Origin of the sequence: Pseudoxanthomonas putridarboris, from assembly GCF_038321125.1 — a bacterium.
In the GTDB taxonomy this organism is placed as follows: domain Bacteria; phylum Pseudomonadota; class Gammaproteobacteria; order Xanthomonadales; family Xanthomonadaceae; genus Pseudoxanthomonas_A; species Pseudoxanthomonas_A putridarboris.
Genome location: NZ_JBBWWT010000009.1, coordinates 98,123 through 124,076, shown reverse-complemented (window position 1 = coordinate 124,076; position 25,954 = coordinate 98,123). Strand labels below are relative to the sequence as shown.

Below are 25,954 nucleotides of genomic sequence, written 5' to 3'. Positions count from 1 at the left end.
GCGCCCCATGGGCGCGATGCTCCTGCTTCTCCCATCCGTCTCCGGCAACCGCATCGCGCCCATGGGGCGCTCCTACAAAAAGCGTGGGCCTCGCGTTGCCCGTGGATGTTCCCGCGGCCATGGATTGCCTGGCCCGTCCGGTCTTCAGCGACGACCGCTCTCCCGAAAACCAAGGAAACCTGTAGGAGCGCCCTCGGGCGCGATGCTCCTGCTTCTTCGTCCGCCCGCGGCAACTGCATCGCGCCCCAGGGCGCGTGGCTGGCGGCTCGCCGTGCCATTGGGCGTGTCAATGCCTATAGGCATGTTGTATCCTGAAAATAGGTGCCTATAAGCATCTATTTATGTAACTTAAGTAGCCTATAGGCATCTTTATTTCCTAGAATAAGATTCCTATAGGTATCTTAATGTGCTATTGATGGATGCCTGTAGGCATCAGCTTGAGAGTGATGATGATGAGCAATGTGGCGTCGCGTAAGAGCATGTTGTCCGTTGCCAGGCGCAGGTTGGATGAAACCGGCCGGATCTTCCGGGACGCAGGCCCCCGCATCCGATCCATCCCCAGTGGGGGATGGATCGGCGCAATTCGAGAGGCCTTGGGAATGTCCGTACAGGACTTCGCCGATCGCCTCGGGGTTACCAGGGCCACAGCTGCAAAGCTGGAGGCCAATGAGCGCCGCAGGACCATCCAATTGGATTCCTTGCAGCGGGCGGCGGATGCTCTGGGGTGCGACTTGATCTACGCCCTCGTACCGCGCGAGCCATTGCAGGACATGGTGACCGAACGACGCATGGCAGTCCTCAAATCCATGCGCCGACGTACTCAGCAAAATATGCGCCTTGAAGCACAAGAGGTGGACGACCCTCAGCAAGAGGAGCACCTTCTTGCGCAAGCCGAGCTCCTCGTTCCAGACCGCTTGCTCTGGCGAAAGGAGAAATGAGCACGCATGCATGCCGATGCGGACCTGGAAGATGGACAGACCCCGATTGATCCTGATGAAGCCGTCGGCCTGCTCCCCAAGTGGGTGGCCACACGAGCCGATCTCAATGAAGTAGAGACCGAGAACATCAATCAGGCATATCGATGGGCCGACGCCGTTTTGCGCCGCGGGGAAGATGTTGCCAGCGACGGATTCCTGCGCGGGTTGCACGCCGCGATGTTTGGGCAGGTATGGGCCTGGGCCGGCACATATCGCAATACCGAGCGCAATATCGGTGTGGCGCCTCACCAGATCAATATGCAGCTGCGTCAGCTGTTCGACGACGCGCGCGCCTGGCGCGAGTTCGGTACATACCCTCTCGACGAGCAGGCATGTCGGTTACACCATCGCCTTACCGTCATCCACCCATTTCCTAATGGCAATGGTCGTAGTTCACGCCTGATGGCGGACTACTATCTGATCCAGAACGGCGCCGAGCGTTTTACCTGGGGTGAGCGGACCATTCCGCCGGATCGAGTCCGGGGGATCTACCTGCAGGCGATCCGGGCAGCGGACGAAGGAAACCATGGGCCGCTGGTCGAGTTCGTTCGAGCGTAGCTGGCCCCTTCGTACATAACATGACGGCGGCACCGCATCGTGCCGACAGCCTGTGTGACAGCCGCTCTATCAGGGACAAGGAAACCCGTAGGAGCGCCCATGGGCGCGATGCTCCTGCCTCTCCCATCCGTCCCCGGCAACCGCATCGCGCCCATGGGGCGCTCCTACAAAAAGCATGGGCCTCGCGTTGCCCGTGGACGGTTCTTCTGCCACGAGTTGCCTCTCCCCGCGCGGTGATCGGCGCCGGCTGCTCTCCCAAAAACAAGAAAACCCTGTAGGAGCGCCCCATGGGCGCGATGCTCCTGCTTTTTTGTCCGACATTACGGCAACCGCATCGCGCCCCAGGGCGCTCCAGACAAAGAATGGGTGGCGCGGTTCCTGCTTCTCCCGTCCGCCCACGATGAATGCGTTGCGCCGGGCGGCTCTTAGGACCTGTTCACGATCTCGAAAAAGTGAGTTCGTCATTCCGGCGCAAGCCGGAACCCAGTGTCTTTAGCTTTTCGGAATGCTTGCGTCGACTGAATGAAAGTCGCTGGGTTCCGGCTTGCGCCGGAATGACGGGTCCTTTTTCTCGAATACCGGCCGCGCTGCTCGAGCCAACCGCGCCGCTCGAGATCGTGAACAGGCTCTTACGGATACTGCTGGCGCGAATGGACCACGCTCAGGATTTCGATGTATTCCGGGGTGACCTCGTAGATCACCTGGTAATTGGGATGGAAGACCAACTCGCGGGTTCCCGGTATCCGGCCGGGCCGTCCGCGCTCGGGGTTGTCAGGCAGCGCACCCACGTTCTTTTCGATCAGATCGGCCACGGCCAGGGCCGCGCCCGGATTGCGTGCCTTCAGGTAATCAAGAATGGTGTCGCGATCCTCTTCCGCAAGCGGATTCCAGAAGATCAGCCGCATCAACGGCCTGCGTTGGGTCGCGTGATCGTGCCGGGTGCAGCGGCAAGCCTGGCGCGCATCCGGGCCATCGAATCCTCATGCAGGACGCGCGCGCGCGCGTCCTGCCGCGCGGCCTCGATCTTCTCCGCAAGCCAGCGCTCATAGGCGGCGGCGGCTTCTTCGGTTTCGAATTCGGACACAAGAGGGTCAAGTCTGGCGCTCATGGCCCGATCCTACCCCCGTTGCGCGGCCCCTACAACGCGCGCGCGCCGGCTCATTCAGCCAGGGTAAGCCAGCCCTTCGTGTGAGAGTGGCTCCTCTCCCGAAAACCAAGAAAACCCTGTAGGAGCGCCCCATGGGCGCGATGCTCCTGCCTCTCCCGTCCGCCCACGGCCAACGCATCGCGCCCATGGGGCGCTCCTACAAAAAGCATGGGTCTCGCGTTGCCGGTAGACGGTTCTTCTGCCACGAGTTGCCTCTCCCGTGCGGTGACCGGCGCCGGCTGCTCTCCCAAAACAAGAAAACCCCGTAGGAGCGCCCCATGGGCGCGATGCTCCTGTTTCTCCCGTCCGCCCAGGGCAACCGCATCGCGCCCATGGGGCGCTCCTACAAAAGCGTGGGCTTCGCATGGCCCGTGGACGTTCCCGCGGGCATGGCCGCCTTTCCCTCTTCTGTAATCCCGATGACACACCCGCGGCGTGTGCGCGGGTCATGTCCTGTTTCCGCGTCGCGTGTCGGCCTTGCAAATGTGACCGTGTTTTGTGACGGCAGTCATCCAAACCGGATTGGTTTTTCAGGCCCGCCACATGGCGGATGAATGGGATAGGGGAACCGCGTGAACAAGATTTTCAGCAAGGTGTGGAACAAGCAACTGGGCCAGCTGGTCGTGGCGTCGGAACTGGCCAGCAGCGACAGCGTGGGTGCCGTGCACGGCGCGGCGCGCGTTGCGGGGATGGGCTTCAGCGCACTGGCGCTGGCCGTGCTGCTGTCGCTGGGCGCATCGGGCGCCGCGCTGGCCGCCGATGCCGTGTGCTACGACCCGGTCACGGGGTTGCCCGTGGGCAGCACCTCGGGCACTGGCGATGAAGTGGCCTGCGGTGAGGGTGCGGTGGCAAGCGGTGCCAACGCCGTGGCGGTGGGCGCCACCGCGCAGGCCACCGCCGCGCGCGCCACCGCGCTGGGCTACGGCTCGCTGGCCAACGCCGCCGACAGCATCGCCATCGGCGACAGCTCCGCGGTGGATCCCAACGCCATCGCCATCGGCCTGAACGCCCGCGCGGGCAGCGCCGCCTATCCCACCGACACCAGCCAGGTCGCCATCGGCCAGAACGCCAGTGCCGACGGGCAGGGCAGCCTCGCCTTGGGCATGGACTCGCGGGCCAGCCGCAACTACAGCGTCGCCCTGGGCCAGGGCGCGCAGTCGTGGAACGAGTCCGTCGCCATCGGCTACAACGCCCTGAGCGGCGGCACCATCGGCAGCGGCACCCACTTGGGCGGCGTCGCCATCGGCTATGGGGCCAACGCCACCAGCCTGCACGCCACGGCCATCGGCTACCAGGCCAGCGCGGCCGGTGGCGGCGTGGCCGACCGTTCCGTTGCCTTGGGCTACAGCGCCGGCGTCACCGCCCACGATGCCATCGCCGTGGGCGCCAACGCCCAGGCCACCGGCGAGAACGCCACCGCCCTCGGCGGCGACGACGTGGTGGCCAACGCCGCCCGCGCAACGGCCGCGCGCGCCACCGCGCTGGGCTACGGCTCCACCGCCAGCGGCACCGACAGCATCGCCATCGGCGACGCGACGGCCAGCGCCGCGAGCGCCATCGCCATCGGCGTCAACGCGCAGGCATCCGGCGTGAACGCGCTGGCGGCGGGCGTCGGTGCCACCGCCAGCGGCAACCGCAGCACGGCGATGGGCTACAGCAGCGAGGCGACCGCCACGGGGGCGCTGGCGCTGGGGTACGACACCACCGCCAGCGGCAACAACGCCGCGGCGCTGGGCGCGGAGAACACGGCCTCCGGCATCCAGAGCGTGGCCCTCAGCTACCGCAGCCAGGCCACGGCGGACTATGCCGTCGCCATCGGCGCCAACGCGCTGGCCTCCGGCGTGCGCGCCTTGGCGTTGGGCGAAAGCGCGGTGGCCGTGGGCACGGGCGCCGTGGTCCTGGGCGCCAGCGCGGGCAGGGATTCGAATGCCGCGTCCAACAACCAGGTCGCCATCGGCGGCAGCGCCGGCCAGCGCGTCAACGGACTGAACAACATCGCCATGGGGTTCCAGTCGGGCCAGGACGTCGGCGTCCCCGCCGGGCAGGGCAACAACAACATCGCGCTGGGCACGCGCTCGGGCCAGTCGGTCGACGGCTCGCGCAACGTGGCGACGGGCTGGGAATCGGGCCGCGGCGTCACCGGCAACAACAACCTCGCGCAGGGCCCGCAGGCGGGCAACAACGTCAACGGCTACTTCAACAGCGCCAGCGGCTACTACGCGGGCACCGGCGTGGCCGGCAACTACAACACGGCCAGCGGCCATACCGCCGGCGCCAACGTCAGCGGCACCGGCAACATCGCCCTGGGCAACCGTGCCGGCACGCTGACGCAGGTGCTCGAAAGCCCGATCAACGCGCAGCCCATCGTCGTTTCCAGCGCCGTGCTGGACGTGGACAACACCGTGGCGCTGGGCACGCAGGCCGTGTCCACCGCCGACGAGGGCGTGGCCATCGGCAACCAGACGCGCAACAACGGCGCGGCCGGCGTGGCGCTGGGCAGCCGCGCGCTGGCCGATGAAGACGAGGCCGTGGCCGTCGGCGCGGGTGCGCAGGCGCTGGGTATGGGCAGCATCGCCATCGGCACCGGCGCGCAGGCCGGGGACGGCACGAGCAGCTTCGGCGCGAGCATCGCCATCGGCCGGGACGCCATCGCCTTCCAGGGCTCGGCCTTGATCGGCTACAGCGGCAGCGTGGCCATGGGCGTGGCCGCCCGGGCCGGCAACGGCGGCGCGGCCTTCGGTGACGGGGCCATCGCCTCCTACAACGGGGGCGTCGGCGCCGGGATGGACGACAGCTGGTTCCTGTCTAGCGCGGCGTTTGGCCGGTGGGCTCAGGCGGATGTGAACGGTGCGGTCGCGCTGGGGACGGAATCCAGGGTGACCGTGGAAGGGGGCGTGGCGCTGGGCACCTTGAGCGCGGCCGACCGCGATGCGGCCTCGGGCGCCACGCCCTATGTGCCCTCCGGCGCCAGCACCGCGCAGGCCGACGCCATCAACGGCACGGTGGCCACCACTGGCGCGGTGAGCGTGGGCGGAGTGGGTCGGCACTTCCAACAAGTCGGAGGGGGCGCTCCCACAGCAGCGGGTTCGATGCTGATCCAACGCCAGATCACCAACGTCGCGGGCGGTTCGGAAGACACCGACGCGGTGAACGTGGCGCAGTTGAAGGCCGCGCAGACGCATTACTACAGCGTCAACGACAACGGCGTGGTGGGCGGCAATTACGACAATCTGGGCGCCACGGGCCTGAACGCCGTCGCCATCGGCGTGGATGCCGAAGCGAGCGCCGACGGTGCCGTTGCGCTGGGTTTCGGTGCCGCTGCCCTGCCGACTGCGACGAACAGTGTGGCCATAGGCTCCAGTGTTTTCACGGAAGGGGCCAACAGCGTGGCAATCGGCTCCGAAGTCGAGGAAGAGGGGGGCGAGCGTAACGTTCTCATCGGCCATGCGCTTGAAGTCGAGGAGGGCAACGGCAACGTGGTGCTCGGCAGCAACATCGAGGTCAGTGGCGGCGAGCGCAACCTGATCCAGGGCATGGACCTGACCGTCAACGGCGCCAAGTCCAGCGTGATCCTGTCCGACGGCGGCACGGTGGGCGATGGCCTGAGCGGGGCCGTGCTGATCGGCAAGGGCGGCAACGTGGGTGCGAACGATGCCGTTGCCATCGGCACCGGCGCGCAGGCCGGGGACGACCTCTACGACGCCATTGGCGCGAGCATCGCCATCGGCAAGGACGCCATCGCCTTCCAGGGCTCGGGCTTGATCGGCCACAGCGGCAGCGTGGCCATGGGCGTGGGCGCCCGGGCCGGCAACGGCGGCGCGGCCTTCGGTGACGGGGCCATCGCCTCCTACAACGGGGGCGTCGGCGCCGGGGTGGACGACAGCTGGTTCCTGTCTAGCGCGGCGTTTGGCCGGTGGGCTCAGGCGGATGTGAACGGTGCGGTCGCGCTGGGGACGGAATCCAGGGTGACCGTGGAAGGGGGCGTGGCGCTGGGCAGCTTGAGCGGGGCCGACCGCGATGCGGCCTCGGGCGCCACGCCCTATGTGCCCACCGGCGCCAGCACCGCGCAGGCCGACGCCATCAACGGCACGGTGGCCACCACTGGCGCGGTGAGCGTGGGCGGAGTGGGTCGGCACTACCAACAAGTCGGAGGGGGCGCTCCCACAGCCGTGGGTTCGATGCTGGTCCAACGCCAGATCACCAACGTCGCGGCCGGTTCGGAAGACAGCGACGCGGTGAACGTAGCGCAGCTCAAGGCCGTGCAGGAGGTGGCGACGACGCACTACTTCAGCGTCAACGACAACGGCGTGGCCGGTGGCAATTACGACAACGATGGTGCCACCGGCATCAATGCCATCGCCATCGGCGTCAACGCAACCGCAGCCGGCAACGGCGCCTATGCCGCAGGCAATGGCGCGCTGGCCGGTCCCGCCAGCAGCGTCGCCATCGGCAATGGCGCCAGGGTCAATGGAACGCTCGCCGTCGGCGGCATCGCCATCGGCAATGGCGCGACGGTGTCGGGTGTCGCCTCCAACGGCCTGACCACCCCCCAGGCCGCGCTCTCGTCGATCGCCATCGGCAACAACGCGCAGTCGCATGATGCGCAGGAAGTGATCATCGGCCAGAGCGCCGGCTTCAACGCCATCATGCTGGCGCAACCGGGCTTCCTGTCCGACAGCGTGATGGTCGGCGCGCAGGCGGGTCTCAACTCCAGCTACCAGTACGCCACCTTCATTGGCCAGGAGGCCGGGCGCAGCAGCAACGGCGCGCACAACACCGCCGTCGGCCAGAACGCCCTGCGCTACAGCAACGGCGGCAACAACACGGCGCTGGGCAGCAATGCGCTGGCCGGGCCCAATTCGGCCGGCACCGTCGATGCCACCAACACCGTCGGCCTGGGCTCTGGTGCGGGCGCCAGGAGCAACGGTAACGCAAACACCTGGACGGGTACGTCGGCCGGCACTGGCGTCAGCGGCAGCTACAACGTGGCCAGCGGCGCCAGCGCAGGCGTAGTGGTGATCGGCGACGGCAACACTGCCAATGGCTATTTGGCGGGCTCTTACGTCACCGGCAACAACAACATCGCCAGCGGTTACCTGGCGGGCCGGGGCGTATCGGCCGCCAGCATGCTGGACGTGGACGACACGGTGGCCATCGGCACGCAGGCGCTGGCCAGTGCGGACAATGCCATTGCGGTGGGCCGCTTGTCGCAGGCCACCGGCCTGATGAGCATCGCCATCGGCTACGACGCCATCGCCACCGGCTCCATCGCCATGGGCGCGTCCTCGCGCGCCGGCAACGGCGGCGCGGCGTTCGGCGACGGTGCCGTTGCGACATACCTGGGCGGCAGCACCGTGCCCGGCACGGTCGCCGGCGCGGCGCTGGGCCAGAACGCCAGCGCGGACGTTTCTGGCGCCGTGGCGCTGGGCACCGATGCCGAAGTGACCGCCGAGAACAGTGTGGCATTGGGCGCGGGCAGCATCGCCGATGGCAGCACGCTGGGCGACGATGCGTACTCTCCGACCGGCAATCTGACCGATATCGCCGGCATCGCGCCGGTGGGCGAAGTGTCGGTGGGTTCGGCTGGCAGCGAGCGCCGCATTACCAACGTGGCGGCTGGCTCGGCGGATACCGACGCGGTCAACGTCTCGCAGCTGAGCGCGCTGGCCGACGTGGTGGACGCCAACGAAATCCACTATTTCAGCGTCAACGACAACGGTGTAGTAGGCAGCAATTACGCCAATGATGGCGCCAGTGGCACCAATGCCATTGCTATCGGTGCTAACACCGTGGCGGCGGGCAACAACTCCACCGCCGTGGGCAACAATGCCGAGGCCCGGCATGCGCAGACTGTAGCGGTGGGCTACGGTGCAATTGCCGAAGGCGCCGCGGCTGGTGCGGTGGCGATGGGCAACGGTGCTCATGCCAGTGGCCGCAAGCCGGTCGCCATAGGTCTGGATGCGCAGGCCACGGCGGACTACACCGTGGCGATTGGTGGCAGCACCCGCGCGACTGGCTGGAATTCCACGACCGTTGGTTCCGATTCCGCGGCCACGGGACGCAACAGTGCCAGCTTCGGCGCCAATGCGTATTCGACTGCAGAGCAGGCCAGCGCGTTGGGCACATACAGCCAAGCAACAGCTCTGTCGGCCACGGCGGTGGGCTATAACGCCCGCGCGATGGCCGTGAACAGTGTGGCCCTGGGTGCGGGCAGTATCGCCAACGGCAGTACGCTGGCCAACGCCGCCTACTCGCCAACCGGCGACGTGAACGATGTGGCCGGCATCGCGCCGGTGGGCGAAGTGTCGGTGGGCTCGGCGGACAACGAACGCCGCATCACCAACGTCGCTGCCGGTGCGAACGACACCGATGCGGTCAACGTCTCGCAGTTGCGCGCACTGGCCGACACGGTGGACGCCAACGAGATCAATTACTTCAGCGTCAACGACACCGGCGCCGTGCGCGCGCCGGGTACCGGCACCAACCACGACAATCTTGGCGCCACCGGCATCAATTCCATGGCCATCGGCCAGAACGCCACCGCGCCGACCAACAACAGCGTCGCCATCGGCTACAACGCCACGCTGGGCACCAACGTCAACGGTGTGGTCGGTCACAACGCAGTGGCGATCGGCAACAACAGCCTGGCGTACAGGGACTCGGTGTCCATCGGCTACCAGGCGGGGTATCTGTCCACCTCGCCCGGCGGCCCCGCGCACGCCGACGGCGGCGAAAACGTGTTCATCGGCTTCCAGGCCGGCAGGGAATCGTCCGTCAACGACAGCGTCTTCATCGGTCAGCAGGCCGGCGTGCGCGCCAGCGGCGAGCACAACACCGGCGTGGGCGAGGATGCGCACCGCGACACCATCGGCAACAACAACTCGGGCTTCGGCACGGGCGCCGGCCAGGGCAGCAGCGCCACGCAGCAGGCGGTGGGCAACCAGAACACGGCCATCGGCTACTACGCGGGCACCAACTTCACCGGCAACAACAACACGGCGGCCGGCACCCAGTCCGGGCAGTCCGTGACCGGCGACCGCAACGTTGCCATGGGCTATCTGGCCGGCCGCTTCATCACAGCCTCGGACACGGTGGCCATTGGCACGCAGGCCCAGGCCACTGCCGACAATGCCGCTGCCATCGGCAACGGCGCGCAGTCCAGCCACGCCGGCAGCGTGGCGCTGGGTGCCGGCAGCATCGCCGACGGCAGCACGCTGGGCAGCGCGGCCTATGTTCCGGTGGGCGCCACCTATGCGGTGGCCGGCCTTGTCCCGGTGGGCGAGGTATCGGTGGGTTCGGCCGGCAGCGAACGCCGCATCACCAACGTCGCGGCGGGCGCCGAAGACACCGACGCGGTCAACGTCAGCCAGTTGCGCGCCCTGCAAACCACCATCGGCGAAGAGATCGACGCCAACGCCACGCACTACTACAGCGTCAACAGCAACGGCGGCGGCAACTACGACAACGACGGCGCCACCGGCGCCGACGCCATCGCCGCCGGCAAGGACGCCGAAGCCGAAGGCGACGAGGCGGTGGCCCTGGGCCTGGGCGCCACGGCGTCCGGCGACGGCAGCCTGGCGCTGGGTTCCGGCGCGCAGGCACTGTCGCTCAACAGCCTGGCCATCGGCGCCGGCGCGGTAGCCAACCACGAGAACAGCATCGCCCTGGGCGCCGGTTCGGCCACCACGGTGGGCGCTCAGGCCAGCTACCAGGGCGCCTACGTGGGCACCAGCAGTTCCACCGGCGAGATGAACATCGGCGGCCGCCAGATCACCGGCGTGGCCGCCGGCTCGGCCGATACCGATGCCGTCAACGTCAGCCAGCTGCAGGGCGGCGTCAACCACGCCATCACCGAGGCCAACAACTACACCGACACGCAGATCGGCGCGGTAAACACCGCCATCACCAACCTCGACAACCGCGTCACCACCATCGAAGGCGACATCATCGACATCCGTGGCGACATCACCGATATCCAGGGCGACATCGTGGACATCCAGGGCGACATCACCAACCTGGACAACCGCGTGACCACGGTGGAAGGCGACGTGGCCAACCTGACCACCACCGTCAACCAGTTCGACAACCGCGTGACCCAGCTGGAGAACGGCGGCAGCGGCCCGTTCCAGATCACCCAGGGCGAGGACTACACGCCGCCGGCGCCGACCGGCGCCAACGCGGCGGCCGGCGGCAACGGCGCGGTGGCGTCGGGCGACAACAGCACGGCGGTGGGCAACCAGTCGGTGGCCAGCGGCAACAACAGCACCGCGCTGGGCCAGGGCGCGGTGGCCAGCCACGACAACAGCGTGGCGCTGGGCCAGGGCTCCAAGACCACGGTGGGCGCGCGGACCGACTACAACGCCGCCTACGTGGGGTCGAGCAGCTCCACCGGCGAAGTCAACGTCGGCGGCCGCACGATCACCGGCGTGGCGCCGGGCATCGCCGGCACCGACGCGGTCAACGTCAACCAGCTCAACGCCGGCGTGGACTACGCCATCAACCAGGCCAACGCCTACACCGACAACCGCCTGACCCAGATCGAAGGCGACATGTGGGGCCTGGAGCGCGGCTATCGCGGCGGCACCGCCTCGGCGATGGCGATGGCCGGCCTGCCGCAGGCCTACCTGCCGGGCAAGAGCATGCTGTCGGTGGCCTTCGGCGGCTACCAGGGCGAGTACGGCATGGCGTTCGGCCTGTCCGGCATCACCGAGAACGGACGCTGGGTCTACAAGGCGCAAGCCACCGGCAACACGACGCGCGACTGGGGCTTCACGGTCGGCGCCGGCATCCAGTGGTAACGCCTGGCGGCATCGTCATGGCGGGACATGCGGCGGTGTGGTGGCGACGGAACGACGCCACGCCGCGCCTGCCCACGCAGTCCGCCGACCGATCGCATCGCCGAGGCCATGTCCTGGATGAGCACGTGCCTGACCGCCCTGTTCCGCGTCTCCACGGCGGTGGACCCGCGCATCGAGATCGAACTGCAGGTACGCGACACCGATCCACGGCTGGCCGTCGCACTGCTGGATGTCAGCTACCACGCCGCGCGCCACGCCGTGCAGTACGCCATCGAGGAGGGCGGCCTGGGGGCGCGCCCCGCATCGGCGGCCGGGCCGCCGGTCGCCTGGGACACGGAACACATCTTCAAGGGGAATACCAATGAGCATTGACCACCGATACACCCTGCTTCCCGTCATCGCGTGCGTGCTGGCGCTGGCCGCCGGTTGCACGCGCCACGTCAGCCGCGACATCTCGCCGCAAGGCAAGGCGGGCGAAGTGATCTTTCCGTCGACGGACAGGATCGTGCTGAAGGAAGGCACCTTCCCCAACGTGGACAGCCTGCGCACCGTGGGCGCGGGCATCACCAAGGACCAGCTGTACGAACTGCTGGGCCGCCCGCATTTCCGCGAGGGCTACTACGGCGTGCGCGAATGGGACTACCTGTTCCACTTCCGCATGCCCGGCAACGGCATCCTCACCTGCCAGTACAAGGTGATCTTCGACGCGGAGTATCGCGGGCAGAGCTTCCATTGGGCGCCGGCCTCGTGCGCCGACCTGCTCGACAAGGACACCGTGGCGGTGGCAGCGAAACCGCAGGAACTGCGCTTCGAGCTGTCCGGCGACGCGCTGTTCGCCTTCGATCGCCACGCGCCGGCCGACATCCTGCCGGGCGGACGCGAGCAGGTGGCGGAGATCGCCGCCAAGCTGAAGGAGGCCAAGGCCACGACGGTGCAGGTGATCGGCCACACCGACCTGCTGGGCTCGGAGGTCTACAACCAGGGCCTGTCGCAGCAGCGTGCGTTGACGATCAGGCAGCTCCTGATCGGCGGCGGCGTGCCCGCCAGTGCGGTGACGGCGATCGGCGCCGGCGAGTCGCAGCCGGTGAAGCAGTGCGACGGCGGCCTGTCCCACGGAGCGCTCGTGGCCTGCCTGCAGCCCAACCGCCGCGTGGAAATCATCGCTTCGGGCATCGAGTAACGGCGCTGCCGGTCATCGGCATCCATCGACCCTCCGTGCGCGTCCAGGGACGGCACGGAAGGCTTCACGAATTTCATCATCAACGGGGAAACACATGAAACGCATCCTGATCCTGGCGATCGTCGCCCTGTGGCTTGCCGCGCCTGCCGCGGCACAACAACAGCAAGCCGGCCCCGCGGCCCAGCCGGGCGCGGCCGCACCGCGCACGGCCGGCGTCGATCCCAATGCCGCGCTCAACGGCGCGTTGCAGGTCGCGGGAATGATCGACGCCGGGCATGTCGGCGAGCTGTGGGACGGCGCCTCCTCCGTGACCAAGCGCGCGACGCAGCGGCAGCCCTTCGTGGAGGGCATCACGAAGATGCGCAAGGCGCAGGGCGCCGTGGCGGGACGCGGCTGGACGGCGGTGCGCCGTCAACAACTGGCCGGCACCGACCAGGTTCCCGCGGGCAACTACGTCAGCGTGGAACTCGCCGCGCAGGTGGCAGGCAACAAGCTGCTGCGGGAACTGGTGACGTTCCGCGTGGACGAGGACGGCGTGATGCGTTTCAGCGGCTACGTGATGGAGTAAAGGGTCGGCTAGGCGAGGCCCGCTTTTTGTGGGAGCGCCCCATGGGCGCGATGCGTTTGCCGCAGGTGGATGGAAGAGGCAGGAGCATCGCGCCCATGGGGCGCTCCTACAGGAGATCGATGTTTTGTTTGCGGGAGCGTCCAAGGCATCGGTGGTTTGTTTGTAGGAGCGGGCCATGCCCGCGATGCTTTTCGCGAGGGCGGTGAGAAGAGCATCGCGCCCGAGGGCGCTCCTACAGGAAGGAGCGGCTGTCGCAGATGACGAGGCGGGAGGGGCGACCCCTGGCGACGGAAGCGCCACCGGGAGGCGCCCCCCGCTTTTGCAGGAGCGCCCTTGGGCACGATGCGTTTGCCGGGAGTCGAATCGAGAAAAACGTATCGAGAAAAACGTATCCGGGTTCCGGCGAAGAGCCCTTCTCCCCGCAGGCGGGGAGAAGAGCCTGCCCCGTACTCGATACGGGGTGCCCGGAGGGCGGATGAGGGGTGACGGAGCCGGCAAGGCCGATGTTGCGGCAAGCGTATCGAGTGCGGCAAGAAAACCTGTCGTGCCGCACTCGAAACACGGCAAGCGCCACATCCGCCCGGCTCCGGCGTGCCCCTCACCCGCCCCCGCTCTCGCGAGGGCACCCTCTCCCCGCCTGCGGGGAGAGGGGTGCAACTCCGGAAGATGCCACGCGGAAATCCGAATACCCGAAAAAATGATGAAGAAAGGCATCCCACGCGGAATTCCTCATGCCCGAAAAAAAACAGGTGTTCGGATTTCAGTATGGAAGCGCCCTTCTCCCCGCAGGCGGGGAGAAGGTGCCCGGAGGGCGGATGAGGGGTGACGGAGCCGGCAAGGCCGATGTTGCGGCAAGCGTATCGAGTGCGGCAAGAAAACCTGTCGTGCCGCACTCGATACACGGCAGGCACCACATCCGCCCGGCTCCGGCGTGCCCCTCACCCGCCCCCGCTTACGCGAGGGCACCCTCTCCCGCATGCGGGGAGAGGGGTGCAACTCCGGAAGATTCCACGCGGAATTCCTCATGCCCGAAAAAAACAGGTGTTCGGATTTCAGTATCGAAAAGCCCTTCTCCACGCAAGCGGGAAGAGGGATGCAACCCCGGAAGATGCCACACGGAAATCCGAACACCCAAAAAAATCCTGCCGGAACGCTTCCGGCACACGCCGGAAGGATCGTTGGCCGGCGTTTCCCGGGTCATCCCCTGAATTGGAAAAGGTCGAAGGTCGATTGTCATGATGGATAAGTTGTTCGCCGAGTTCCTCGGCACGTTCTGGCTGGTGTTGTGCGGATGCGGGAGCGCCATACTCGCGGCGCAATTCGGTGGCGACGGCAACCCGCTCGGGATCGGTTTGCTGGGCGTGTCGCTGGCGTTCGGGCTCGCCGTGCTGACCGGCGCCTATGCGTTCGGGCACCTGTCGGGCGCGCATTTCAACCCGGCGGTCAGCGTGGGCCTGTGGGTGGGCGGAAGGTTTCCCGGACGCCTGGTGCTGCCTTACATGCTGGTCCAGGTGGCGGGCGCGACCTGCGCGGGTTACCTGCTGACGGTGATCGCCAGCGGCGCGCCGTACTTCACCATCGATCCCTTCGCCGCCGGCGCGCTGGCCAGCAATGGCTACGGCGTCATGTCGCCGGGCGGGTATTCGCTGGAGACGGCGTTCCTGGTGGAAATGGTGCTGACGGCGTTCTTCGTCATCGTGATCATGGGGGTCACCGACAGGCGCGCCCCGGCGGGGTTCGCCCCGATCGCCATCGGCCTGGCATTGACGCTGATCCACCTGGTCGGCATCCCCGTCACCAACACGTCCGTCAACCCCGCCAGGTCGACCGGCGTTGCGCTCTTCGCCCACTACACCGCCCTGCACCAGCTGTGGCTGTTCTGGCTGGCGCCGCTGTTGGGCGGCGCCGCCGGCGGGATCGTCTACAGCGTTCTGGGGAAGGATCGATCGCGCGGCTGGTGACGCGCGAACGGATCCCGACAGCGGTCCGGAGAGGAAGGGACATGCTCATCTACTGCTGGCGCGACGGTGCGCTCGGGATCGCGGCAACGCTGCCGTCGGGCGCCATCGAGCTGGCGCGTGGCGGCAAGGTCGGCCTGCGGCGGTTGCTGTCGCAGGCGCGCGACCCGGCCCAACCCGTTGGTATCGACCGGCTCGCCGGACTGGCGGATGCGCCGGACGAGCAGCAGGCCATCGAACGGTTGCGATGCCACATCCGCCGGCTGGAAGAGCAGGCCGGCGACGGGGTTCGCTTCAATCACGCGCTGGATCTGCGCTTCCTGGGGACACCCTGAGGGCGTGCGCCATCGTTCGCGCGAGCGTGGTCCGCGCCGTCCCGCGTCCGGTACACGGCCCGTGCGGAAAATTCATTCCCGCGGCCCATCGCAGGAACTGGCCGGAAGGAACCGCCGGTGCCTGCCGGGCACCGGCGGCGCCGGCTTACTTGGTGGTGTAGCCGCCGTTGATCAGGATGGTCTGGCCGGTGACCCACCAGCCGTCGCTGACCAGGTGGCGGATGAACGGCACCACGTCCTCGATGTGGGTCAGGCCGGTTGGGCTGAACGGCGACAGCGCGGCGGCGGTCTTGTGGTAGGCCACCGCGTCGGCGCCTTCGGCCGGATAGAAGAACGGCGTGTCCATCGGGCCCGGGCCCACCGCCGTGACCGAGATGCCGCGCGCGCCGAACTCCTTGGCGGCCGCGCGGGTGAAATGCTCCACCGGCGCCTTGGTGCCCGCGTACGACGAATAGAACGGCGTGAACGCGCCCAGCAGCGAGGTCACGATGGTGCAGACCTTGCCGTTGTCGTTGAGCTGCTTGCCGGCTTCCTTGAGGAAGAAGAAAGCGGTCTTGCTGTTGACGGCGGTCATCTCGTCGTACTCGGCTTCGCTGATCTCCGCGATCGGCTTCTTCAGTACCTTGCCTACGGTGTTGATGGCGATGTCGGGGCGGCCCACGGCGGCGATGGTGTCGGCGAAGAGTTTTTCCACCGCGGCGGCGGTGGTCAGGTCGCCCTGCAGGGCGACGGCCTTGGCGCCCGCCGCTTCGATGGCGGCGACGGTCTTGTCGGCATCGGCCTTGCTGGAGGCGCTGTTGTAGTGGACGGCGACGGCCTTGGCGCCGTGCCGGGCCAGGTCGGTGGCCAGCAGGCCGCCCAGGTTCTTGGCGCCGCCGGCGATCAGCACCGTCTTGCCCTTGATGGAATGGTCGGTCATTGAAGAATCCTCCAGCGTTGTGGGAAGTCGAAATCCAGGGGGGCTTTCCCGGGCCAGCGAGTCCGCGGAAACGGGATGGAATATCCGGATTTCCTGGACAATCGCGGATCACCGCGCGGCGCACCCGCTATGGAAGAGAGGTGTGTAGCGTGCGGATCGCACCTGTCGGAAGGTCGGTCCGGACGGTCCTTGAATCGTACGGCATTCCGCGCTTGCTGATGCACAGGGCACGGAGAGACGGAGAGGCTACCCGGGCACCGGGGAGCAAGCTTCTGGATCACTAATGTGACTTCAAGAAAAAAAGCATCCGGCATATGGTGTGGGCATGCGGTGGGTCGCTTCTCCTTGCCCGCGTGCGGGAGGAAGCCCGGCAATGAAACCCGGACACCCGTGGAAATCACGCGCGGGCTTGCCGGTCCGGGCGGAGCGGCCGGAAACGCGGCTCCGCCGGGCAAGGTCGGGAGGAAGGCGGCATGAACGTGGATTTCCACAGCAGCGATCCGCTCGAAGTGCAGCGATGCCTGGAACGCATCTATGCCGGCAACCGGTTCCGGTTCCATGAGGCCGATCGCCAGGCATCCTCCAGCATCGTCGGCAGCCAGCGCGGCGCGGTCGGAGTCTATGACGTCCTCCATACCGCGCCGTTCGAGTTCGTTTCCGAAGGCGCCCGCAGCGCCTATCTGGTCGTCCTGGGAACCCAGGGGGAAGGCGTGTTCCGGAGAGGAGACCACGCCTTCCATTGCGGCCCCGGCAGCGGGGGAGTCGTCTCGGTGACGGGCGAATCCCGGGTGACGGGCGGCCAGCGCCTGGGCCACCTGTCGGTCCATATCGACGCGGACCGATTGACCGAGCACTGCGGCCGATGGCTGGGCGCCGAGCTGGAGGCGCCCCCCGTCTTCGAACAGGTGCCGATGTCCGCGGAACTGCTGCATCACTGGAGACAGGCGGCCTTCGGGCTGCAGTGCCTGTACCGGATGCAGTGGTGCCCGGAATCCGCCATGCAGTCCCTCACGGAGCACGCGCTTTCGCTCCTGGTCACGATGCATCCCCACGACTACAGCGCCTACCTGCATCGGCGATCGCGGCTGGACAAGCGGCGTGTCAGGGAAGCCCGGTGGCTGATCGAACATGCGCGCGAGCCGCTCACCGAAAGCATGCTGGCCTCGCGCATGGGATGCTCGGTGATCGAGCTTGCCATGGGCTTCAGGGAGCACGCCCCGGACACGCCGCTGGAGACGCTGCTGCGCTCGACCTGGAGGCGGGGCGGCCCGGGCGGCGGGCATGGCCATGGCGGGCTGGGCCCCACGCAGGCGCTCGCCGTCGACGACTACATCCGGCGCAACATCGCGGACCGGATCAGGGTCGCGGATCTGGCGCGCGTGGCCGGTCTTGGCCAGCCGCACTTCCTCTCGCGATTCCGCGCCACCTTCGGGACGACGCCGGCCCAGTACGTGATCCACCGGAGGATCGAGGAAGCCAAGCGGTTGTTGTCGGAAACGAAGATGAGCGTCGCCGACATCGCGGCAGACACCGGCTTCTCCAGCCACAGCCACCTGAGCGACCAGTTCTCGCTCAGGGTGGGCGAGAGTCCCATCGCGTTCAGGGGAAAGTCGCGCGCGGACCGGCCGGGCGCCGCGAAGTAGTGAGGCTGTTGCCCGGGGCATTGCCTGTGCCGGGCCATGACAGCCCCCGTCGTCCCGGCGCAGGCCGGGACCTAGCGACTTTCCGTCGTCCGGGTCCAAGGCACGGGGTCCCGGCCTGCGCCGGGACGACGGTGGACCATCGATTGCGGGTAGACATCGATACGAAAAACGTTCCAGGGCCGTCCCGATAGCATCAACAGGCCTTGGTCCGGAGCGCGCAATGCGCCTGCCGGCGAGGACTCCGCGGAACGCCGTTCGCAGGAGGACCGGCACGACGCGCATGGCCGGCTGAGTGTGAGCTGGATCAAGATGGATTGTGACAAATGTCCCATGGCGCCCTGCCAGCTCGTCCGTATCTCGAGCATCAAGTCAGGAAGTGCCTTTGTGATATCCCTTGCCAGAGACCGCGCCAAGCGGCTGTTCCTCACCTCGTGCGGTCTGTTATGGATCGGTTTGCTGGGTCTTGGCGTGTCGCCGGCCCTGGCGCAAAGCAACACCCTGCGCGTGAGCAAGGCATTCGACCCTGCCGTCATCGAGGCCGGTGGCACGGGGCAGATGATCATCACCCTGTACAACACCGACACCAGCGGCCCGCAGACCGGCGTCGGCGTCACCGACGACTTCCCCGCGGGCGTGACCTGGACCAGCGTGGCCAGCAACAGTTGCGGCGGCACGCTGAGCGCGCCGGGCGCATCGCTGACGCTCACCGGCGGCACCGTGCCGGTGGCGACGGGCAGCGGTCCCAGCACCTGCACCCTGGTGGTCAACATCACCGCGCCGGCCGTGGGCAGCTACGACAACACCATCCCCAGCGGCGGCGCCACCGGCGTGGTCAACGGCAACCCCACGGCCAACGAGAATCCGGCCGTCAGCACCCTGACCGTGGTGAGCAGCAGCGTCGTGCCGCTCACCGGTACCAAGGCATTCGCGCCCACCACCATGGCGCTGGGCGAAACCGGCAGCTTCACCATCCGCATCAACAACGCCAACGTCTTCGACATCAGCGGGGTGGCGTTTTCCGACGACCTGGCCGCGGGCGGCGGCAACATCACCTCGACTCCGGCGGGCGGCAGCCTGGTGCCCACCGGCATCACCAGCAACACCTGCGGCGGCACCGCCGGCATCAGCGGCAGCACGGTCAGCCTGAGCGGCGGCAGCATTCCCGGCGAGGCGTTCTGCACCGTCACGGTCACCTTCACCGCCACTGCGGCGGGCACCTACACCAACCGCCTGCCCGCCGGCGCCATCACCGCCGGTTCCGATCCGGCCCTGAGCAATGTCGCTGCGATTTCCGCCAACCTCGCGGTGCAGGAGAACGCGGTCACGCTGGTCAAGAGCTTCAGCGTCGAGGAAGCCTTCTATCCCGACCCGTTCATCATGACCCTGCGCTTCACCAACAACACCAGTTCGGTGGTGGAGAACCTGGCGCTCACGGATCATTTCCCCGACACCAACGCCAACGGCGTGATCGACCTGGTGGTGTCCGAACTCGCACCGCAGGTCACCGAGAACACCTGCGGCGGGACCGTCACCGCGCCGGCGCTGGCCACCAGCGTCAGCCTGGGCGGCGGCACCATCGCGCCCAACGCAAGCTGCGTGGTGCGCATCCGCGTGCGTGCCAGCGAAAGCGTGACGCCCGACTTCAGGTCCGAGAACATCACCGAGCCGGGCACCGGCACCCTGGTGGGCGGCGGCGACTTCACCTTCCCGCCAGGCACCGCCGGCGTGGTCCTGCGCAGCAATGGCGAGGCGATCATCGTCGGCCTGGCCAAGAGCTACCTGTCCACCAACGTCGACACCGGCACCGTGGTACGCGGGCGATTGCAGCTGATGACGCCGGAAAACGTGGACATCGTGGCCTACACGATCACCGACACCTTCCAGCCCAATACCACGCAGGGCAATGCCAGCGACGTGGTAATGGCGCCGGTCGCGGGCAACTTCACCTTCCAGAATTGCGGCGCGTCGCCCATGGCCACGCCGCTGGGCGGCGGCAACGGCTTCACCCTGAGCAACATCGCCATCCAGGCGCAGAGCGGCGGCTACTACGGCGCCACCACCGGCTGGCCCAACCCGGCCTGCGTGGTGGAGTTCGACGTGCTGGGCAACGTGCCCGGCACCCACGTCAACACCATTCCCATCGACCAGGGCGCCGCCCGCCGCGCCACCGATGCGCCGGGCGTCGTCCGCGGCATCCTGAACCGGCACGTCACCACCAACTTCACCTATCTCAGCCCGCTGTCGGTCACCAAGGCGTTCACCCCCGGCGTGGTGAGCTCGGGCGGCCTGTCGCGGCTGGTCATCAGCCTGAGCAACCGCAACAACGCCAATCCGATCACCAACCTGTCGTTGACCGACAACCTGCCCGTCGCCGCCGCCGGCTCGGTCGAAGTGACCGTGGCGCCCGTGCCCAATATCGGCAACACCTGCGGCGGCACGGTCACCGCCGTGCCGGGCAGCAGCACGGTGACGCTGGCCGGCGGCGCGGTACTGCCGGGCTCCGAGGGCGGCGTGCCCGGCCTGTGCGAAATCGCGGTGGACGTGGTGGCCACCGACACGGTGGACGGCGACCACAGCTTCCTCAACCGCATCGGCGCCGGCACCGTCACCGGCATCATCGGCGGCGCCGCGGTCAGCAACAATGCCAATGCCGACGCGAACATCCACGTGCGCGCGGTGGGCATGGCGGTCAGCAAGACGTTCTCGCCGGCCACCATCGATGGCGGCGACACCACCCAGCTCACCGTCACCATCAGCAATCCCAACACCGCCACCTGGCTGATCAACGGCATCGGCATGACCGACACCATGCCGGCCGGCATGGTGGTGGCCGACCCCGCCAATGCCACCACCACCTGCACGGTGGACGGCATCGCCGGCGGCGCGCCGGCCACGGTGACGGCCACGCCAGGCGCGGGCAGCTTCAGCCTGGGCAACGGCGCGCTTTACGGCTCTGCCGGCGCGGGCGCGCCCGCGGGCGCCATCAGTGCGTGCACGGTGACGGTCACGGTCCGCGCGCTGATCAGCGACAACCTGGTCAACACCATCGCCGTGGGCGACGTCACGTCCGCCGGTGGCGCGGTCAACACCAATGCGTTCAGCGCCACCCTGGTGGTGCTGCCCAACACGCGGGTGACCAAGCGCTTCGTCCCCGACACCATCCCGGTGGGCGGCCTGTCCGAGCTGGAATTCGAAGTGCTGAACGCCAACACGGACGTGGCCACCGGCATCAGCATCCAGGACATCATGCCTACCCAGGTGACGGTGGCCGACCCGCTGGTGGTCACGCCGGTGGATGCCTGCCCCGGCCTGAATGTCAGTGCCGCGCCGGGCAGCAACACCATCCAGGCCACCGGCCTGAATCTGGGCGCCAACGAGCGCTGCCGCTTCCGCGTGCAGGTCACCTCGCTGACGCCGGGCACCTGGACCAACACCATCCTTTCGGGCCAGGTCAGCAGCGACCAGGGCGGCATCCGCACCGTGGACGCCACCGACGACCTGACCGTGGTCAACGGTCCGGAGGTGGACAAGTCGTTCGCCGACGACAGCTTCGTCTCGGGCGGGACCACCCAGCTGACCATGAGCGTGCGCAACCCGGCCACCGGCGGCACGCCGCTGACCAACGTGGTGTTCGTGGACAACCTGCCGGCGGGCATGACCCTGGCCGATCCGGTCAACCTGGTCACGGCCGGCGCCTGCGGCACCGGCACGGTGACGGCCACGGCCGGCGCCACCTCGGTGACCTGGAGCGGCGGCACCCTGGCCGGCAACGCGTCCTGCGACATCACCGTGGACGTCACCGCCACCACCGTTGGCACCTACACGAACGTCCTGCCGGCCTGCGACCTGGCCGCCAATCCCCCGGTGGCCGGCAGCAGCGCCGCCGCCACCGGCAACGACGGCGGCAACGTCACCTGCAACACCCTCGGCGCGGAAGACACGGTGGAAGTGATCGTTCCGGCCGAGCTGAGCTTCGTGAAGGCGCTGGCCAACGAAAGCATCGCCGCCGACAACGTCGCCCAGGCCGGCGAAGAGCTGACCTACACCATCACCATCACCAACGACAGCACCACCGACGCCACCGCGGTGCCGGTGATCGACATCGTGCCCGAGCACACCACCTTCGTCAGCGCCGACAACGGCGGCGCGCTCAACGGCGGCCAGGTGGAGTGGAGCGTGGACGTGCCCGGCGAGAGCCAGGTCGTGCTGACCGTGGTGTTCCGCGTGGCCGATCCGATCCCGGCCGGCGTCGCCGCGATCGCCAACAACGCCACGGTGGACGGCGAAGGCTGTGCGACGGATCCGTGCGTGGAAACGCCGACCGTGGAGCCGGCCTTCACCGTGACCAAGGCGGTCACGGCGGAGAGCGGTGCGGTTGACGGCATCGCCGAAGCCGGCGAGGAGATCACCTACACGATCACCGTCGCCAACACGGCGGGCATCGATGCGGCGGACGTCGCCATCGTCGACGTCGTGCCGGCGAACACCAGCTTCGTCAGCGCCAGCGACGGCGGCGTGCTCAACGGCAGCCAGGTGGAATGGACCGCCGACGTGCCGGCCAATGGCGCGATCACGCGCACCGTGGTGTTCCGCGTGGCCGACCCGATCCCGGCCGGTGTCACCGCGATCGCCAACAGCGCCACCGCCAACGGTGAGGGCTGCGCCACCACGCCCTGCGTGGAAACGCCGACGGTGGAACCGGCCTTCACCGTGACCAAGGCGGTCACGGCCGAGAGCGGCGCGACCCCGGGCGTCGCCGAACCGGGCGAGGAGATCACTTACACCATCACGGTCGCCAACACGGCGGGCATCGATGCGGCGGACGTCGCCATCGTCGACGTCGTACCGGCGAACACCAGCTTCGTCAGCGCCAGCGACGGCGGCGTGCTCAACGGCAACCAGGTGGAATGGACCGCCGACGTGCCGGCCAATGGCGCGATCACGCGCACCGTGGTGTTCCGCGTGGCCGATCCCATCCCGGCCGGCGTCACCGCGATCGCCAACAGCGCCACCGCCAACGGCGAAGGCTGCGCCACCACGCCCTGCGTGGAGACGCCGGCGGCCACGCCGGAGTTCACCCTCGAGAAGGCGCTGACCGGCGAAAGCGGCGGCGCCACCGCCGGCATGGCCGAAGCGGGCGAGCAGCTCACCTATACCCTCACCGTGGCCAACACGTCCGGCGCCAACGCCACGAACGTGGTGGTGGTGGACGTCGTGCCGGCCAACACCAGCTTCGTGAGCGCCGACAACGGCGGCACGCTCAATGGCGACCAGGTGCAGTGGACGCTGGACATCGCCGCCCACAGCAGCGTGACGCTGTCGGTGGTGTTCCAGGTGGACGATCCGCTGCCGGACGACGTGACCACCATCGCCAACAACGCCACCGTCAATGGCGAGGGCTGTGCCGCAACCCCGTGCGTGGAGACGCCGGTCGGCCGTCCGGTGCTGGAATTCGACAAGGTGCTCTCGGCCGAAGGCGGCGGCTACGCCGGCATCGTCGAGCCGGGCGAGCAGCTGACCTACGCCATCACCGTGACCAACAGCGGCACCGCCGCGGCGACGCAGGTACCGGTGGTGGATACGCTGGACCCCAATGTCGCTTTCGTGAGCGCCGACAACGGCGGCACGCACGCCAACGGACTGGTCAACTGGACGGTGGAGCGCATCGAACCCGACCAGAGCGTGACGCTGACGGTCACGGTGCAAGCGCCGGCGACGTTCCCGGCCGGCCTCACCCGTATCGTCAACAACGCCACCGTGGACGGCGAAGCCTGCGCCACCCAGCCCTGCGTGGAGACGCCGGTCGCGCGTCCGCCGGTGGCGGTGGACGACGACGGCGGCGTCAACCAGGTCGGCCTGGCCGTCACCCTGGCCACGCCCGGCAACGACCAGCCGGCCACCGCGCCGCTGGACCTGACCAGCGTGTGGATCGTCGGCACCGCCGGCCCCAACCAGCCGCTGGCCGTGCCGGGCGAAGGCACGTGGTCGGTGAACCCGGCCACGGGCGAAATCACCTTCACTCCGGAGCCCGGCTTCGGCAACAACCCCACGCCGATCCGCTACACCATCGCCGACACGCTGGGCCTGCGTTCCAACGAGGCCGTGGAAAGCCTGGAATACACCCAGGACTTCCTGCTGCGCCTGAGCAAGAAGGCTTCGGTGCGTACCGTGGTGGTGGGCGACCTGGTGCAGTACACGCTGACCCTGGAAAACATCGGCGGGATCGACGTGGTCGACGCCACCGTGCAGGACGTGCCGCCGAACGGCTTCACCCTGGTGCCCGGTTCGCTGCGGGTGAACGACGGCGACCACAGCGGCACGCTCGTCTCCACCTATCCGATGCGCATCGACGGGATCGATGTGGCGAGCGGCCAGACGGCCACCATCACCTATCTGATGGCGGTGGGCGCCGGTACGCTGCCGGGCACGCACACCAACACCGCGGTGGTGCTGTCCAACGAAGTGCCGATCAGCAACGAGGCCAGCGCCACGGTGGTCAGCACCGCCGACCCGCTGCTGGAACAGTCGCTGATCATCGGCACGGTGTTCAACGACCGCGACGGCGACGGTTGGCAGGACAGCGCCAAGGCGACGGACATCGTGGCCAAGGGCGGCATCGACGAATCGGTTTACGTCGCCGGTTCGACCACGGTCGATGCAGGCCAGGGTCCGCAGCCGCAGGCCGATGCCAGCGCGCCGCTCAACCATGGCCTGAAACTGGGCACCCTGGCGGGCCGCAACAGCGTGGCCGAGGCCGAGGACGCGCATCGCATCGTCATCTCGCAGCGCCTGCGCGAAGCCCGCTTCGCCGATGGCTTCACCCTGGTCACGGGCGAGGGCACCACGCTGCGCATGGATGCGGCCGGCAACGTCGGCATCGAACGCAGCGGCGACGCCGCCAGGGGCCTGACCGCGCAGGACATCCGCGTGCGCCGCGAGGTCACTCCGCTCGACGGCGGCGAAGTCCGCGTGGACTACATCGTCAGCAACGCCGGCATCGACGAACGCGGCATCCCGGGCGTGCGCATCGGCACGGTCGAGGGCCTGCTGGTCGAGACCGACGGCTACGGTCGCTTCCACCTGGAAGGCGTCACCCCCAGCCACTACGCGCGCGGCTCCAACTTCATCATGAAGGTGGATACCGCCACCCTGCCGAGGGGCAGCACGTTCACCACCGAGAACCCGCGCGTGAAGCGCGTGACCCCGGGCGTGATGGCGCGCTTCGACTTCGGCGTGAAGGTGCCGGAGGACGTCATCGAAGGCGGCACCCGCGACCTGCGGATGGATCTGGGCGAGGTGGTCTTCGAGGCCAACAGCGCCGTGGTCCGCCCGCAGTACGCCAAGGTGATCGAGCACATGGCCGCGCAGGTGCGCACGCACGGCGGCGGCGCGGTGGACATCACCGGCTTCGGCGGCGACCCCGAACTGGCGCTGGCCCGCGCCAAGGCCGTGCACGAAGCGCTGCTCGCGCAGTTGCCGTCCGATCTCGCCGGCAAGGTGGACGTCAGCGTCCGCGGCGAAACCGATGGTCCGGAGGTATTGACCTACGGCCAGCGCATCGGCATCGGCGAGGTGTTCTTCGACACCGACAAGAGCACGGTCAAGCCGGCCTACGACGCGGTGATCCGCAAGATCGCCGCCGAGGTGAACACGGGCAAGGTCGGCGAACTCGTGATCACCGGCCATACCGACAAGCGCGCCTCCGACGCCTACAACCTGGCCCTGGGCCAACGCCGTGCCGACGCCGTACTGGCCGCGATCCGCGCGTATCTCACGCCGGAGCAGCGGGACCGGATACGGGTCCAGCACCTGCCTCCCTCCAGCGCGGAAGCGCCCTACGAATCGGGGCGCGGCCAGTGAAGGAACACGCA

The 25,954-nt window shown here is 68.1% G+C and carries 13 protein-coding genes; 10 read left to right on the top strand and 3 right to left on the bottom strand.

Going from position 1 to position 25,954, the window contains the following annotated elements:
• Nucleotides 1-452: 452 nt before the first annotated feature.
• Together AAD027_RS16240 and AAD027_RS16235 are read left to right on the top strand one after the other, a co-directional pair.
• Nucleotides 453-938 carry a mobile mystery protein A gene (locus AAD027_RS16240; protein WP_341727076.1) on the top strand — a complete coding sequence of 162 codons (486 nt, stop codon included), beginning with the start codon at nucleotides 453-455 and terminating at the stop codon, nucleotides 936-938.
• A gap of 6 nt (nucleotides 939-944) precedes the next feature.
• On the top strand, nucleotides 945-1,535 hold the full coding sequence (locus tag AAD027_RS16235) for a mobile mystery protein B (protein ID WP_341727075.1): 591 nt from the start codon (nucleotides 945-947) through the stop codon (nucleotides 1,533-1,535).
• A 629-nt stretch (nucleotides 1,536-2,164) separates the two neighbouring features.
• Here the strand turns inward: AAD027_RS16235 and AAD027_RS16230 are convergent.
• Entirely contained in the window at nucleotides 2,165-2,440 is a 276-nt protein-coding gene (locus AAD027_RS16230) for a type II toxin-antitoxin system RelE/ParE family toxin (RefSeq protein ID WP_341727074.1), read from the bottom strand.
• On the bottom strand, nucleotides 2,440-2,643 hold the full coding sequence (gene relB, locus AAD027_RS16225; protein ID WP_341727073.1) for a type II toxin-antitoxin system RelB family antitoxin: 204 nt from the start codon (nucleotides 2,641-2,643) through the stop codon (nucleotides 2,440-2,442). Before relB ends, AAD027_RS16230 begins: the two co-directional genes overlap by 1 nt.
• A 611-nt stretch (nucleotides 2,644-3,254) precedes the next feature.
• Here relB and AAD027_RS16220 point away from each other — a divergent pair.
• The 6 genes from AAD027_RS16220 to AAD027_RS16195 all read left to right on the top strand — a co-directional run bounded on the left by AAD027_RS16220 (nucleotide 3,255) and on the right by AAD027_RS16195 (nucleotide 15,521).
• Nucleotides 3,255-11,480: a YadA-like family protein gene (locus AAD027_RS16220; protein ID WP_341727072.1), complete on the top strand. Its 8,226-nt coding sequence runs from the start codon at nucleotides 3,255-3,257 to the stop codon at nucleotides 11,478-11,480.
• Between the two features lie 108 nt (nucleotides 11,481-11,588).
• A complete protein-coding gene (locus AAD027_RS16215) occupies nucleotides 11,589-11,852 on the top strand; it encodes a hypothetical protein (RefSeq protein ID WP_341727071.1) in 264 nt (87 codons plus the stop codon).
• Complete coding sequence (locus tag AAD027_RS16210) at nucleotides 11,842-12,660, top strand: OmpA family protein (RefSeq protein WP_341727070.1); 819 nt, start codon at nucleotides 11,842-11,844, stop codon at nucleotides 12,658-12,660. Before AAD027_RS16215 ends, AAD027_RS16210 begins: the two co-directional genes overlap by 11 nt.
• A 94-nt stretch (nucleotides 12,661-12,754) precedes the next feature.
• A complete protein-coding gene (locus tag AAD027_RS16205; RefSeq protein WP_341727069.1) occupies nucleotides 12,755-13,228 on the top strand; it encodes a DUF4019 domain-containing protein in 474 nt (157 codons plus the stop codon).
• A gap of 1,235 nt (nucleotides 13,229-14,463) precedes the next feature.
• A complete protein-coding gene (gene aqpZ, locus AAD027_RS16200) occupies nucleotides 14,464-15,189 on the top strand; it encodes an aquaporin Z (RefSeq protein ID WP_425605478.1) in 726 nt (241 codons plus the stop codon).
• Between the two features lie 41 nt (nucleotides 15,190-15,230).
• Nucleotides 15,231-15,521: a hypothetical protein gene (locus tag AAD027_RS16195; RefSeq protein WP_341727068.1), complete on the top strand. Its 291-nt coding sequence runs from the start codon at nucleotides 15,231-15,233 to the stop codon at nucleotides 15,519-15,521.
• Nucleotides 15,522-15,666: 145 nt separating this feature from the next.
• On the opposite strand, the gene AAD027_RS16190 is transcribed toward AAD027_RS16195, so the two are convergent.
• Complete coding sequence (locus AAD027_RS16190) at nucleotides 15,667-16,440, bottom strand: SDR family oxidoreductase (protein WP_341727067.1); 774 nt, start codon at nucleotides 16,438-16,440, stop codon at nucleotides 15,667-15,669.
• A gap of 473 nt (nucleotides 16,441-16,913) precedes the next feature.
• Between AAD027_RS16190 and AAD027_RS16185 the strand changes: the two genes are divergently transcribed.
• Together AAD027_RS16185 and AAD027_RS16180 are read left to right on the top strand one after the other, a co-directional pair.
• Nucleotides 16,914-18,083 (top strand): helix-turn-helix domain-containing protein, encoded by a 1,170-nt coding sequence (locus AAD027_RS16185; RefSeq protein ID WP_341727066.1) that lies wholly within the window; start codon nucleotides 16,914-16,916, stop codon nucleotides 18,081-18,083.
• 384 nt (nucleotides 18,084-18,467) lie between these two features.
• Nucleotides 18,468-25,943 (top strand): DUF7933 domain-containing protein, encoded by a 7,476-nt coding sequence (locus AAD027_RS16180; RefSeq protein ID WP_341727065.1) that lies wholly within the window; start codon nucleotides 18,468-18,470, stop codon nucleotides 25,941-25,943.
• Nucleotides 25,944-25,954 lie beyond the last annotated feature (11 nt).